We start from the raw sequence: 13,534 nt of genomic DNA on the forward strand, positions 1-13,534 counted from the left end.
GGAATATTGCGTCGCACCATCGCCGTGTGTATAGTTGGAACTGTCTCCTCCATGTCTCCTCCTGATATGGATTAAGCCCGTTCCGCTCTGCGTGAACGGGCTTTTTTTCGTCCGTCGATTGTGCCGCGTTCCGAGCGGCAGCGCAGGCGCGATGCGTCTACACTCGATGCTCGTCGACTGCGAAGGAGTCCCCGCCCATGAAGCCTACCATCCGCGGAATCGATCACATCGTGCTGCGCGTGACCGACATGGCGGCAATGACGCGCTTTTACTGCGATGCCGTCGGTTGTCATGTGGAGAAGGAACAGCCCGACTTGGGCCTCGTGCAACTGCGCGCCGGCGACGCGCTGATCGACCTGCTGACGGTTGGCGGCCCGATCGACCGGCCCGACAGCGGCCCGCCCGGCACCGGGCGCAACCTCGATCATCTGTGCCTGCGCGTCGAGCCGTTCGATCCCGACGCACTGATCGCCCATTTCGCCGCGCATGGCGCGCGGCCCGGCGCGCCGGCCGAGCGCTACGGCGCCGGCGGCTACGGGCCGTCGATCTACCTGTTCGATCCCGAAGGCAACATGGTCGAATTCAAGGGGCCGCCGGCCGCGCTCGGCTGAACGCGGCCGGCGCGCGGGCCCTGACGGGCCCGTACGGACCCTTATGCGCCCTCGCGCGCCTTCAGCACCGTCCACTCGACCGCGACCGGATCGTGGTCGGCGCTCGAGATCCACGCGGTGCCGTCCTGCACCGTACATTGCAGGCGCATCGTGCGCGCCGCGAGCCGCCCGAGCGCGGCCGCGACGCCGTCGGCGAGCGACAGCACCTGCACGTTGCGCAGCCGTTCGACCTTGCTGCGCACGCCCTGCCACCAGATATCCGACGTCTTGCCGCCATAGGCGATCACCGTGACCTGCCCGGCGCGGCCGGCCGCCTTCGAGATGCGCCGTTCGTCGGGCTGGCCGGCCTCGATCCACACGTCGATCGCGCCCGTCAGATCCTTCTGCCACAGGTCGGGCTCGTCGACGTCCGACAGCCCCTTGCAGAATTCGAGCCGCTCGTGCGCGAACAGCGCGAACGCGACGATGCGCACCATCATCCGGTCGTCGGTTTCCGACGGATGGCGCGCCACCGTCAGCGCATGATCGGCGTAGTAATGCCGATCCATGTCGGCGATTTGCAGTTCGGCTTTGTAGATCGTGGATTTCAGCGCCATGCGGATACGGCCCGGGCGGGCATTCGGTTCGGTCGGGCCGTGATGATACCGAATGCGCGCCGTCCGGCGTGCGTGATGCGCAATCCACAGCGCAACGGCCCGGCAGGCGCCGGGCCGTGATCGGTTCGCGCCGCCGGCTGGTCGAGCCGGCGCGCTCGCGCGTCGTGCGACAGCGCGATGAAGGGACGCTTACTGCTTGACGAAGCGCGAATCGGTCCAGAGGCCTTGCTGGTCGCTGTTGTCGGCGCTGACGAACTGCACGTCGCCCTGATCGACCGACACCACGCGGAAACGCTGGCCTTCCGGCACCGACAGACAGCGGAAGTCGTCGAAGTACTGCTGCTTCGCCTGCGACTTGCCGTCACGTTCGTGATTCAGTACGGAATCCAGATTGTCTTTCGACAGGCAGCCCCATGCGTTCTTCGTCAGCTGGATTTCCTGCTTCGGCTTGACGGCCGAATCGCCGCCGGCCTGGGCAATCGACACAGCGCAAAATGCGCCGACAAGGGCAAAAAGGACACCGGTACGCTTGATCATGTTCTGTCTCCAGGCTTGCGGGCACCAGGCCGGGTTAGCTATGTGTTTAAAGGTGATCGTGAACCCGCGTTTTTCACTTTAGAAGACCGGTAAACGATAGCAAGCACATTTGTTGTGCGACCGCAATGGCGGCGGATTGTCGCACCCCGTGCGCAGGCTGCTTTTCGCGCAATCGGCACCCTCGGCAAGCGCTGCCAAACTGCGCATCGGCCCGCGCCGCCGGGCGGAGAGCGTTACCAGGCAACGCTTTCAGCAAAGTTACAATGCGGCGATTGAACGGTTTGGATAATCCATTTCGCTATCCGGATCATTTTGATGCGATGCACATAAAGTCATCCGAAACGATTCGACTTTACCGCAGCGCGGAATCGCAAATACCTGATACAAGAAAAATGCCAGGTATAAGCGTATCCGTATTTATCCGTAGTTCCCGCCTGTATTCGGCGCTCGCGAAGCCTCGTCGCAAGCGCTTTTACCGGTGTGGTGTTTACCCTGCTTTATTCAGGCGGTTTGCTGCCGCTCGAAATAATCGCGTTGGAAGATGCACATCCGATAAGCGTTGTGATACGCGCCATTCCCGAAAAATTCTTCCTTCAATTCGGCCTCGTGCTGGAATCCGCATTTCTCGTACACGTGGATCGCCGCCGCGTTCGACGTATCGACGATCAGGTACAGCTTGCGCATGTTCAGCACCTTGAACGCGTATTCGATCGCGAGGCGCGTCGCCTGGCCCGCATAGCCGCGCCCCTGGCGCTGCGGCGCGATGATGATCTGGAACTCGCCGCGGCGGTGGATGTAGTCGAGCTCGATCAGCTCGACGAGGCCGACCAGTTCGTCCTGCGCATCGACCGCGACGAAACGGCGCTCGCGCTGGTCGTGCACGTGGCGGTCGTACAGCTGCGACAGTTCCGAGAAGGTTTCGTACGGCTCCTCGAACCAGTAACGCATGATCTTCGCGTCGTTGTTGAGTTCGTGGACGAAGCGCAGGTCCTGGCGCTCCAGCGGCCGCAGCGCGAGCGTGTTGGTATCGTTCTGGAGTTGCATGTTCATGTCCTTTTTGAGGCCGGCGCACGTGCGGAACGCCCGCGCGGCGCGGCCGCGTTCGGGCCCGTTTCGCACTGTAAGAAATTGAACGCGGGCGGAGTTCAGAGCCTAGAATGGGAGCAAGGGTTCCTGCCACCGCAAGGAGGCTATCGTGGTCGAGCAAGTCATCCTCGGAATTTTCCTCGTGCTGCCGCTCGTCATTGTGGCTGCGCTGTTTTCCGACGAACTCTGGCAGGAGCACCGTCGCCAGCATCCGCGCGACGAGAACGCACCGCACATCGACTGGAAGCATCCGTGGCGCCGCGTGCGACGCGGGCATTGACGTCGATCGTCGCCATCCGCAACCCGCGCCGGCCGAGGCAGCGCGGGCCGCGTAACATGCCGGGCACGGCCCTTGCGCTTCGATCCGATTCCCGCCCTACCCGCGAGACGCCGACGTGAACGACAAGCCCACCATTCCTCCGCACGATATCCCGAACGAAACGATCGACCTGCAGATCGCCGATGTCCTGGCGGCCGTCCGCTATCCGGCGAACAAGGATGCGATCGTCGATGCCGCGCGCGACGCCGGCGCCAGCAACGAAGTGCTGTCGATGCTCGACGGCCTGCCCGAACAGGACTACGCGGACGTCGACGCCGTCACGCGCTGGGTCGCCGGCAACTTCGGCCCGGGGCTCGGCATTTGAGCGCCGACCAATAACGCGATAGGATCGGGCCGCACCGGTCGCGCCGCGATCGGCAAGCGTGCCGCCCGGCGCAAGATCGGGTGCGTCGCACGCGTGTCCGGGGGACTCCATGGAAGGCATCCTGATCCAGCACACGACGCAACGTCAGCTGTGGTTCGGCGCGCTGACGGCGCTTGTCATCCTGCTCACGCTCGGGATCGCCGCGCCGCATGCGAACGTCGCGCTGCCGCCCGTCGAGCCCTTCATGCCGATGTGCGCGCTCACCGTATTCACGACCGCGAGCATCGCCGCGTTCTTCCTCGGCGCGCAGTTCACCGTGACGCGCCAGCCCGTGCTCGGTGCGCTCGGCGGCGCCTATGCGTTCACCGCGCTCGCCGTCGCGCTGCAGCTGCTCACCTTCCCCGGCGTGTTCGCCCCGCACGGCCTGCTCGGCGCGCGCCCGCAAAGCGCCGCATGGATGTGGGTCTTCTGGCATGCTGGCTTTCCGTGCTTCGTGATGGCCGCGCTGGTCGCACGCGAGCGGCTGACGCGCGCCCCGGTCGGCGCGAAAGAGACGCGCCGCTGGACCGTCGCGCTCGTCGGCGGGCCGGCCGTCGCGGCGGCGCTCCTGTGTGCGCTCGCGCTGAACGTGTCGCTGCCACCGGCATTCCACCCGCCCCGCGACACAGCCGTGCTGCCCGTCAGCGGCATCGCGCTCGTCGTGTGGGTCCTCAACGTGCTCGCGCTCGTGGCCGTGCTGGTCACGGGCCGGCTGCGCACGACGCTCGACCTGTGGCTCGCGATCGCGGTGCTCGCCTGCCTCACCGATACGACGCTGAACCTGCTGTCCACCAACCGCTTCACGGTCGGCTGGTATGTCGCGCGCGTGTTCAGCATGTTCACGCCCGGCGTGCTCGTGTGCGTGCTCGCGTGGGAAGTGACGATGCTGTATCAGCAGTTGTTCGAAGCGCACGCGACGCTGATCCGCTCTTCCGCGCGCGATGGACTCACCGGCGCGTTCAACCGCAGCCACTTCAACGACCATTTCCATACGCTGTTCCTGCAGGCGCGGCGGCAGGGCGAACCGCTGTCGCTGCTGATGGTCGACGTCGACCGCTTCAAGGCGTACAACGACGCGTTCGGTCATGTGAAGGGCGATGCGTGCCTGATCGCCGTCGCGAATGCGCTGGCCGGCGCGGTACGGCGGCCGGCCGACATCGTCGCGCGTTACGGCGGCGAGGAGTTTGCCATCGTGCTGCCGAACACCGGCGCGCGCGGTGCGCGGGTGGTGGCCGACGAAGTGCGCGACGCCGTGCTGCGGCTCGACCTCGCGATGCCCGACTCGCCGGCCGGGCGCGTGAGCGTCAGCGTCGGCTGCGCGACCGTGTCGGCCGACGATCTGTCGACCCCCGACGCGTTGATCGAAGCCGCCGATGCCGCGCTGTATCGTGCGAAGGATACGGGGCGAAACCGGGTCGTCGTCGCTTGAAACGTCTGCTGTTTGGCGAATTGTTACGGTCATTGTGACCGGAATAATCCGCCGTTACGGATTGCGGCGCGGGGATACGATCGCTTACAGCCTGGGCCGGGGCCGCTCGCTATGCTGGGTTTCATATTGAACCCAAGCAGGTGAACGCGATGAAGAAGGCCCTTTTGCTGATTGCCGGCGTCGCCGTGTTGTTGAGCGGCTGTATCGTCGTGCCTGATGGTGGCGGGTATTACGGTGGGGGTGGGTATTACCATCATCATCGTCATTGGGATTGATGCCCTCCGGCCGAGCACTGCGTCACCATTCCGGATGTTTGAATTCGTTTCAGCATCCGGCCATGACGATGCGTGAGCGCCCATGCCGTTCGTACTCGATGGCACGCCGCTGGCAGCGGCAACGTACGGCTCAGTGCCCTCTCACTTCCCGATACAAAACCTGCTGAAAATCACCCCCAGCAGATCATCCGACGTGAACTCCCCGGTAATCGCATTGAGCTGCTCCTGCGCGAGCCGCAGCTCTTCGGCAAACAGATCGAGCGACTGCGCCCGCTGCTCGGCGTGATCCGCCGCCTGCGCGAGATGTTCCTGCGCGGCCCGCAGCGCGATCAGATGCCGCTCGCGCGCCAGATAGACGCCTTCGGCCCCCGCCTGCCATCCCGCAATCCGCAACAACTCCGCGCGCAGCATGTCGATCCCGTCACCGCGCTTCGCCGACAGGTGGACCTCGGTCAGATCGCCTTCCGCCGCCGGATGCTCGACGCACGCCGGCACGCCGGTCAGATCCGTCTTGTTCAGCACGCGCACCACCGGCACGCCGGCCGGAAACCGCGCGGCGATCGTTTCGTCGTCCGCCGTCATCCCCGTGCGCGAATCGAGCAGATGCAGCACGACGTCCGCGCGCTCGATCTCGCTCCACGTGCGCGCAATGCCGATCCGTTCGACTTCGTCCTCCGTCTCGCGCAGCCCGGCCGTATCGATGATGTGCAGCGGAATCCCCTCGACCTGGATCGTCTGCGCGACCTTGTCGCGCGTCGTGCCGGCGATCGGCGTGACGATCGCCAGCTCGGCGCCCGCCAGCGCATTCAGCAGCGACGACTTGCCGACGTTCGGCTGCCCCGCGAGCACGACCGACAGCCCTTCGCGCAACAGCGCGCCCTGCCGCGCATCGCCGAGCACGTGCGCGAGCTGCGCGCGGATCTTCGCGAGCTTGCCGCGCGCGTCGGCCGCTTCGAGGAAGTCGATTTCCTCCTCCGGAAAATCGAGCGTCGCCTCCACCAGCATCCGCAGCGTGATCACGTCATCGACGAGCGCGTGAATCTGCCGCGAGAACGCACCGTCGAGCGAACGCCCGGCCGAGCGCGCGGCCGCCTCGGTGCTCGCCTCGATCAGGTCGGCGACGGCCTCGGCCTGCGCGAGATCGAGCTTGTCGTTCAGGAACGCGCGTCGCGTGAACTCGCCCGGCTCCGCCAGCCGCAGCCCGAAGCCGCGCCCCGCATCCAGGCAGCGCTGCAGCAGCAGCTGCATCACGATCGGCCCGCCATGCCCCTGCAACTCGAGCACGTGCTCGCCGGTGTACGAATGCGGCGCCGGGAAATACAGCGCGATCCCGCGGTCGAGCGGCGCTCCATGCGAGTCGAGGAACGGCACGTAGCTCGCATGACGCGGCGCGAGCTTTTGCCCGCACAACGCGTCGATCAGCGGCAGCGCGGCCGCCTCGCCGCCGCGCCCGAACGACACGCGGACGACCCCGATGCCACCCCGGCCGGCAGCGGTGGCAATGGCGACGATCGGATCGGAATCGGTAGCGAGCATGGGAATCGAAGGAATCAGAGAAATCGGGTAATCAGCGGGTCAATGGTGCGCCCGCGCAACAGTTCGGGCATCGGAACGCCGGCATTGTAGCGTGCCGGCTCACACGCCACCGGCCGCGACGCCGGATTCGGACTCGCCCGAATTTATCCCGCCGGGGATAAGCAGAGTATTAGTCCGGCGTCGTGACGGTGCGGCCATTTCGGACGAGTATGCGTGCCGGAGGGGCTTGGCACCGCGTCCCTCAATTTCATTCCCCATCCTGATCAAGGGGGGATTCGTCCGAACGAGATACGTTTATCCCATATGGTTGTCTGGGACGCAGCGATGGAATTGCACAATCTCCCCATGCCGACATCCGAAGAAAAAGCCGCGTTCTCGGAACGCCTGAAATTCGCCCTGCGGCGCAGCCCGGAGAAGGTCACCGGCGCGACGGAGCTGGCGAACCGATTCAATCTGCGTCACCGCGGAACGCACCCCGTTTCGCCGCAAACCGCGCACAAATGGCTGACGGGCCGCACGATCCCGACGTCGGACAAACTCGAAACGCTCGCCGAATGGTTGCGCGTCGAAGTGCACTGGCTGCATTACGGGCCGTCGCCGAGCGTGATCGAACATCCGACGCCGCAACCGCTGCCGCGCGACGAACGCTATCCGCCCACGCCCGAGACGATCGAACTCGCATCGAAGATCGAGGCGTTGTCGCCGCACCAGCGCTACCTCGTGCAGGAACTGGTCGAACAGTTCTACGGCGATCCGAAACTCGAAGCGAAGAAGGCCTGAGCCGCAGCAACCGCACGCGCCGCCGCCGTCGTCGCCGGGAAAACGCCAGGAAAACAAAAAGCCGCATGGTCACGAACCATGCGGCTTTTTTGCGCGCATCGCGGGCGGCTGGCCACCCGCGAATGCAACGAACGTCAGGCCGGCTTCTTCTTGACGCCGCCGAGCTTGCGCGTGATGTAGTACTGCTGCGCGATCGACAGCACGTTGTTCACCACGTAGTACAGCACGAGACCAGCCGGGAAGAAGAAGAACATCACCGAGAACGCGATCGGCATGAACTTCATCATCTTCGCCTGGACCGGGTCCGGCGGCGTCGGGTTCAGGCTCGTCTGCACGAACATCGACACGGCCATCAGCACCGGCAGGATGAAGAACGGATCGCGCTGCGACAGGTCGTGAATCCACAGAATCCACGGCGCGCCGCGCATTTCGACCGATGCGAGCAGCACCCAGTACAGCGAGATGAACACCGGGATCTGGATCACGACCGGCAGGCAGCCGCCGAACGGATTGACCTTCTCGGTCTTGTACAGCTCCATCAGCGCGGCGTTCATCTTCTGCGGATCGCTCTTGAAGCGTTCGCGCAGCGCCTGCATGCGCGGCGTGATTTCCTTCATGCGCGCCATCGACTTGTAGCTCGCGGCGGACAGCGGGAAGAACACGGCCTTGATCAGCACCGTCAGCAGCACGATCGCCCAGCCCCAGTTGCCGACATAGCCGTGGATCTTCTCGAGCAGCCAGAACAGCGGCTTCGCGATGATCGTCACCCAGCCGTAGTCCTTCACGAGCTCCAGGCCCGGCGCGATGCCTTCGAGCATGCGCTCTTCTTCCGGACCGGCGAACAGGCGCGCCTGCACGTCGGCCGACTGGCCCGGGGCGATCGCGGCGATCGGCTGCTCCACACCGATGCGGTAGAGCGACCCATCAAACTTCTTCGCGTAGATGTCGCGCTTCGCGCCTTGTTGCGGAATCCACGCCGACGCGAAGTAGTGCTGCACCATCGCGATCCAGCCATTGTCGGCAGAGGTCTCGAAGTTCGCCTTGTTCTTGTCGAGATCGCTGAAGTCGATCTTCTGAAAGTGCTTCGCATCCGTATAGACCGCCGGCCCGAGGAACGTATGCGAGAACATCGGCGTCTCGACCGGCGTGTTGTCGCGGACGAGCTCCATGTAGAGCCTCGGCGTGACGGGCGCCGTACCGACGTTGTCGATCTTGGTGTCGACGCCGATCACGTAGCTGCCGCGCGTGAACGTGTAGGTCTTGATCACCTTCACGCCGCCCTTCACCGGCGACTCGAACGACAGCTTCAGTGTGTTCTGGTCGCCTTCGAGCGACGTCGGACCCGCATTAATCTGCGTGTAGACGTCGGTGTGATTCGGGAAATCACCGCCAACGAGGCCCGTGCGTGCGAGATACGTGTGGCCGGCCGTGTGGTCAAACAGCGTGATGTACAGATCGGGCTGCTTGCCGTCGCCCTGCTTCTTCAGCGTCAGCTTCGCGAGCGTGCCGCCGCGCGTGTCGATTTCGCCGTCGTACACGTCGGTCGAGAACTTCACGAGCTGCGCCTGCGCGGCCGGGGCCGTCGTCGACGGTGCGGCGCCGGCTGCAGCGGCAGGCGCGTCACCTGCGGTCGTCGCGCTCGTGCCCGATGCGCCGCCGGCAGCGGCCGGGGCCGTGTGCGTGGCGCTCGGGAAGAACATCGACGGGCGTCCATGGTCCCGCTGCCAGTTGTCGTACAGCATGACAGCTGACATGAAGAAGATCACCCATAGGACGGTGCGTTTGATATCCATGCGTTGTCTCAGAGTCGATGGGACCGCGCGTCGGCTTCGCCGCGAGCGCGAGTGTCGGAGTTGGGCGGCGGGACGAGGTCGACGCCGCCCGCGGAAAACGGGTGGCATCGGCACACGCGCCTGACGGCGAGATACGTGCCGCGCGCGGCGCCATGATACTGGATTGCCTCGCGCGCGTAATCCGAACAGGAAGGATAAAAACGGCAACGGTTGCCGAGCATCGGGCTCACGGCAACCTTGTAGAAGCGCAGCAAGGCGATCAATACCGTTTTCATACCTTGGGCGGCGCCGTACGACGCCGCGTCAAAACCGGCCGGGCGGGCGCGAACGCCGCACCGGGGCACGGATGCGTCACTCGGACGCGGGCTTCGACGCCCGGCGGGCGATTTCCCGGACTGCCCTGTCGAGCAGTTCGCGGATCTCGGCCGCGCACATCGCCGCGAGCGGGGCGGAAGCCGCGCTCGGCAGCGCTTTCTTGTCGAAGCGCGTGTGCTGCCGCAGCAGCAGGTCGTAACCGGCGAATTCGGCGCGGCGCAGGCGAAACTGATCGCGCGCCAGCCGCTTCACGAGGTTACGTGTTACTGCACGCGGCGCATACTTCTTGCCGATGACGAGCCCCAGGCGTGCAGGCTGACCGGTCGGCTTGCCGTAGATCACGAAGTGCGCGGAACGCCGCCAGGGGCGCAAACGAAAAACGGATGAAAATTCATCCGTTTTCAGAAGTCGCGCAGCTTTCGGGAAGGCGGCTTTCGTCTGCGACGGATTCGCACCCGGCTCGACGGCACCTTCCGCAGGACTGCGGACGGCGGACACAGCGCGCAACCTGCCTTAGATGGCGAGGCGCTTGCGGCCCTTCGCGCGGCGAGCGTTGATGACCTTGCGGCCACCTGCCGTCTTCATGCGGACACGGAAGCCATGGGTGCGCTTGCGGCGCGTCACGGACGGTTGGTAAGTACGTTTCATGATGTTCTCACTTGTTCGAGAATGTCGAAATTCAGGGGACCGCGTGCCCTTAACCGGAGGCATTCGGGCGAACGCAATCGCCGGGAATACAGGATTGGTTTTCGCGGAACCCGCTATTTAAACCGTTTTTCTCTTGACGGTCAATACTTTAGGAGTCGCTCGCCTGTGCCGGGCCGCGCCGATCCGGCCCCGCGACCCACAAACCCAGCCTGTGGATAAGTCCCGCTGTGGCCGCGTTTGGCGTTAGAATCTCGCCTTATCTCCAAGAATCCCGCACGCCGCCTCGGCTCGCGCCTGCCCCTCCAACACTGTGACGCAGGCGTCCGAGGCACGCTCGCACGACCGCTTCGGGCCTTGTTGCGCGACTGCGACAAGGGCGCCGTCGAGCCGCGCTGTGCACGCAAAAAACGACAGTTACTTGATGAACGATTTCTGGCAACACTGTTCCGCACTGCTGGAGCGCGAGCTGACGCCCCAGCAGTACGTGACGTGGATCAAACCCTTGGCCCCGGTGGCCTTCGATGCGTCGGCGAACACGCTGTCCATCGCCGCGCCGAACCGCTTCAAGCTGGACTGGGTCAAGAGCCAGTTTTCGGGCCGGATCTCCGATCTGGCCCGTGAATTCTGGAACACGCCGATCGAAGTCCAGTTCGTCCTCGATCCGAAGGCCGGCATGCGCAGCGCCGCGGCAGGCACCGCGCCGGCCGCGCCACGTGCGCCGCTGACCCCGAACGGCCCGGCCGCGACGGTCGCCGCGATCGCCGCCAACCTGACCGCGAATGCTTCCGTTGCGCCTGCCGCGCCGGCCGACGTGCCGATGACGCCGTCGGCGGCCGCCGCGCACCACCTGAACGCCGACGACGCCGACATCGACCTGCCGAGCCTGCCCGCGCACGAAGCCGCAGCCGGCCGCCGCACGTGGCGCCCGGGCCCCGGCGCCGCGCCCGCGAACGGTGGCGAAGCCGATTCGATGTACGAACGTTCGAAGCTGAACCCGGTGCTCACGTTCGACAACTTCGTGACCGGCAAGGCGAACCAGCTCGCGCGCGCCGCCGCGATCCAGGTCGCGGACAACCCCGGCATCTCGTACAACCCGCTGTTCCTGTACGGCGGCGTCGGCCTCGGCAAGACCCACCTGATCCACGCGATCGGCAACCAGCTGCTGCTCGACAAGGCCGGCGCGCGCATCCGCTACATCCACGCCGAGCAATACGTATCGGACGTGGTGAAGGCGTACCAGCGCAAGGCGTTCGACGACTTCAAGCGCTACTACCATTCGCTCGACCTGCTGCTGATCGACGATATCCAGTTCTTCTCCGGCAAGTCGCGCACGCAAGAGGAATTCTTCTACGCGTTCGAGGCGCTCGTCGCGAACAAGGCGCAGGTGATCATCACCAGCGACACGTATCCGAAGGAAATCTCGGGCATCGACGATCGCCTGATCTCGCGCTTCGATTCGGGCCTCACCGTCGCGATCGAGCCGCCCGAGCTGGAAATGCGCGTCGCGATCCTGATGCGCAAGGCGCAGTCGGAAGGCGTGAATTTGTCGGAAGACGTCGCGTTCTTCGTCGCGAAGCATCTGCGCTCGAACGTGCGCGAGCTCGAAGGCGCGCTGCGCAAGATCCTCGCGTATTCGAAGTTCCACGGCCGCGAGATCTCGATCGAGCTGACCAAGGAAGCGCTGAAGGACCTGCTGACCGTGCAGAACCGGCAGATTTCGGTCGAGAACATCCAGAAGACCGTCGCCGACTTCTACAACATCAAGGTCGCCGACATGTACTCGAAGAAGCGCCCCGCGAACATCGCGCGGCCGCGGCAGATTGCGATGTACCTGGCGAAGGAACTCACGCAGAAGAGCCTGCCGGAAATCGGCGAGCTGTTCGGCGGGCGCGATCACACCACCGTGCTGCACGCGGTGCGCAAGATCGCCGACGAGCGCAGCAAGGACGCGCAGCTCAACCACGAGCTGCACGTGCTGGAACAGACGCTGAAGGGCTGAGCGCGCGCGCCGCGCTTGATAATTCGGCCTCCGCCCCAATTTAAGGGGGGCGGTTCGGTTTTGAGGCACAATACTGGTTTGACCGCCCCGGTGGTGGCGGGCCAAGAGCCCGGCCGGCGGGGCGCTGCGTGGCTGCTGCGCTGCAGGCCGTTACTCAACGAAGGAACTCTATGCAACTGGTCAAGACCGAACGAGACACCCTCCTCAGGCCGCTGCAAACGGTCAGCGGCATCGTCGAACGCCGCCATACGTTGCCGATCCTCGCCAACCTGCTGATCACCAAGAACGGCCCGGACGTTTCATTCCTGTCGACCGACCTGGAGCTGCAGATCACCACGCGCGCCGATTTCGGCGTCGGCGGCGACCAGGTCGCGACCACCGTCGCGGCCCGCAAGCTGCTCGACATCCTGCGCGCGATGCCTGACGGCCAGGTCACGCTGTCGCTCGCCGACAAGCGCCTCACCGTTCAATCGGGCAAGAGCCGCTTCGCGCTGCAGACGCTGGCGGCCGACGAGTTCCCGACCGTCGCGCAGGCGAAGGATTTCGGCGCCACGCTGACCGTCCCGCAGAAGTCGTTCCGCCAGCTGCTCGGCATGGTGCACTTCGCGATGGCGCAGCAGGACATCCGCTACTACCTGAACGGCATGCTGCTCGTCGTCGACGGCGACCAGCTGATGGCCGTGGCCACCGACGGCCACCGCCTCGCGTTCTCGTCGATGAAGCTCGAAGGCGGCACGTTCGGCCGCCAGGAAGTCATCGTGCCGCGCAAGACGATTCTCGAGCTGCAGCGCCTGCTCGAAGACATCGACGACACCGTCACCATCGACATCGCGCAAACCCAGGCCAAGTTCACGTTCGGCCAGGTCGAGCTCGTGTCGAAACTCGTCGAGGGCAAGTTCCCCGACTTCCAGCGCGTGATCCCGAAGGCGCACAAGAACACGTTCGAGATCGGCCGTGAAGAACTGCAGCGTTCGCTGCAGCGCGCGGCCATCCTGACCTCGGACAAGTTCAAGGGCGTGCGCTGCATCATCGCGCCGGGCCAGCTGAAGATCATGTCGACCAACGCCGATCAGGAAGAGGCGCAGGAAGAACTCGAAATCGCCTACCAGGGCGATACCGTCGACATCGGCTTCAACGTCACGTATCTGCTCGACGTGCTCGCGAACCTGAAGGTCGACACCGTGCAGGTGAGCCTCGGCGACGCCAGCTCGAGCGCGCTGATCACCGTGCCCGAGAACGACGAGTT

The 13,534-nt window shown here is 65.0% G+C and carries 16 protein-coding genes; 8 read left to right on the forward strand and 8 right to left on the reverse strand.

The genetic code is table 11. The annotated features are described in order from the left end of the window. Positions 1-197: 197 nt before the first annotated feature. Positions 198-611, forward strand: a complete 414-nt coding sequence (locus tag JMF90_RS05730; protein ID WP_006498690.1) for a VOC family protein — start codon at positions 198-200, stop codon at positions 609-611. A gap of 41 nt (positions 612-652) precedes the next feature. Here JMF90_RS05730 and JMF90_RS05735 read toward each other — a convergent pair whose 3' ends face one another. The 3 genes from JMF90_RS05735 to speG form a co-directional block, all read right to left on the reverse strand. Then, positions 653-1,207 carry a YaeQ family protein gene (locus JMF90_RS05735; RefSeq protein ID WP_006477425.1) on the reverse strand — a complete coding sequence of 185 codons (555 nt, stop codon included), beginning with the start codon at positions 1,205-1,207 and terminating at the stop codon, positions 653-655. 189 nt (positions 1,208-1,396) lie between these two features. Beyond that, positions 1,397-1,744 carry a surface attachment protein Sap1 gene (gene sap1 / locus JMF90_RS05740; protein WP_006477424.1) on the reverse strand — a complete coding sequence of 116 codons (348 nt, stop codon included), beginning with the start codon at positions 1,742-1,744 and terminating at the stop codon, positions 1,397-1,399. Positions 1,745-2,245: 501 nt separating this feature from the next. Then, positions 2,246-2,788 carry a spermidine N1-acetyltransferase gene (gene speG, locus JMF90_RS05745; protein ID WP_011546509.1) on the reverse strand — a complete coding sequence of 181 codons (543 nt, stop codon included), beginning with the start codon at positions 2,786-2,788 and terminating at the stop codon, positions 2,246-2,248. Positions 2,789-2,939: 151 nt separating this feature from the next. Here speG and JMF90_RS05750 point away from each other — a divergent pair, with 151 nt between their 5' ends. The 4 genes from JMF90_RS05750 to JMF90_RS40595 all read left to right on the forward strand — a co-directional run bounded on the left by JMF90_RS05750 (position 2,940) and on the right by JMF90_RS40595 (position 5,217). Further along, positions 2,940-3,110, forward strand: a complete 171-nt coding sequence (locus tag JMF90_RS05750; RefSeq protein WP_006477422.1) for a hypothetical protein — start codon at positions 2,940-2,942, stop codon at positions 3,108-3,110. Positions 3,111-3,225: 115 nt separating this feature from the next. Next, complete coding sequence (locus JMF90_RS05755) at positions 3,226-3,474, forward strand: DUF2795 domain-containing protein (protein WP_006489924.1); 249 nt, start codon at positions 3,226-3,228, stop codon at positions 3,472-3,474. A 109-nt stretch (positions 3,475-3,583) separates the two neighbouring features. After that, positions 3,584-4,942, forward strand: a complete 1,359-nt coding sequence (locus JMF90_RS05760; protein ID WP_201317049.1) for a sensor domain-containing diguanylate cyclase — start codon at positions 3,584-3,586, stop codon at positions 4,940-4,942. A gap of 149 nt (positions 4,943-5,091) precedes the next feature. After that, positions 5,092-5,217, forward strand: a complete 126-nt coding sequence (locus tag JMF90_RS40595; protein ID WP_256097665.1) for a hypothetical protein — start codon at positions 5,092-5,094, stop codon at positions 5,215-5,217. 141 nt (positions 5,218-5,358) lie between these two features. Here the strand turns inward: JMF90_RS40595 and mnmE are convergent, their stop codons facing one another. Further along, positions 5,359-6,753: a tRNA uridine-5-carboxymethylaminomethyl(34) synthesis GTPase MnmE gene (gene mnmE, locus JMF90_RS05765; RefSeq protein WP_201317050.1), complete on the reverse strand. Its 1,395-nt coding sequence runs from the start codon at positions 6,751-6,753 to the stop codon at positions 5,359-5,361. A gap of 345 nt (positions 6,754-7,098) precedes the next feature. Here mnmE and JMF90_RS05770 point away from each other — a divergent pair, with 345 nt between their 5' ends. Then, the gene (locus JMF90_RS05770) at positions 7,099-7,533 is read left to right on the forward strand and encodes a transcriptional regulator (protein ID WP_006489946.1); all 435 of its coding nucleotides are present in this window, start codon (positions 7,099-7,101) and stop codon (positions 7,531-7,533) included. A 134-nt stretch (positions 7,534-7,667) separates the two neighbouring features. On the opposite strand, the gene yidC is transcribed toward JMF90_RS05770, so the two are convergent. From yidC to rpmH, 4 genes are all read right to left on the reverse strand, one after another. After that, positions 7,668-9,326 (reverse strand): membrane protein insertase YidC, encoded by a 1,659-nt coding sequence (yidC, locus tag JMF90_RS05775; protein WP_201317051.1) that lies wholly within the window; start codon positions 9,324-9,326, stop codon positions 7,668-7,670. An 8-nt stretch (positions 9,327-9,334) separates the two neighbouring features. Beyond that, on the reverse strand, positions 9,335-9,601 hold the full coding sequence (yidD, locus tag JMF90_RS05780) for a membrane protein insertion efficiency factor YidD (RefSeq protein ID WP_011546514.1): 267 nt from the start codon (positions 9,599-9,601) through the stop codon (positions 9,335-9,337). Positions 9,602-9,677: 76 nt separating this feature from the next. Further along, entirely contained in the window at positions 9,678-10,139 is a 462-nt protein-coding gene (rnpA, locus tag JMF90_RS05785) for a ribonuclease P protein component (RefSeq protein WP_006489941.1), read from the reverse strand. Between the two features lie 15 nt (positions 10,140-10,154). Beyond that, the gene (gene rpmH, locus JMF90_RS05790; protein WP_004198824.1) at positions 10,155-10,289 is read right to left on the reverse strand and encodes a 50S ribosomal protein L34; all 135 of its coding nucleotides are present in this window, start codon (positions 10,287-10,289) and stop codon (positions 10,155-10,157) included. 421 nt (positions 10,290-10,710) lie between these two features. On the opposite strand from rpmH, the gene dnaA reads away from it, so the two are divergent. Continuing rightward, on the forward strand, positions 10,711-12,288 hold the full coding sequence (gene dnaA / locus JMF90_RS05795; protein ID WP_236593015.1) for a chromosomal replication initiator protein DnaA: 1,578 nt from the start codon (positions 10,711-10,713) through the stop codon (positions 12,286-12,288). Positions 12,289-12,458: 170 nt separating this feature from the next. Beyond that, positions 12,459-13,534, forward strand: a 1,076-nt coding sequence (gene dnaN / locus JMF90_RS05800) for a DNA polymerase III subunit beta (RefSeq protein ID WP_201324986.1), incomplete at its 3' end; no start/stop codon positions are given.

The sequence above is a fragment of the Burkholderia sp. E168m23 genome (assembly GCF_016586125.1).
GTDB lineage: Bacteria > Pseudomonadota > Gammaproteobacteria > Burkholderiales > Burkholderiaceae > Burkholderia > Burkholderia orbicola.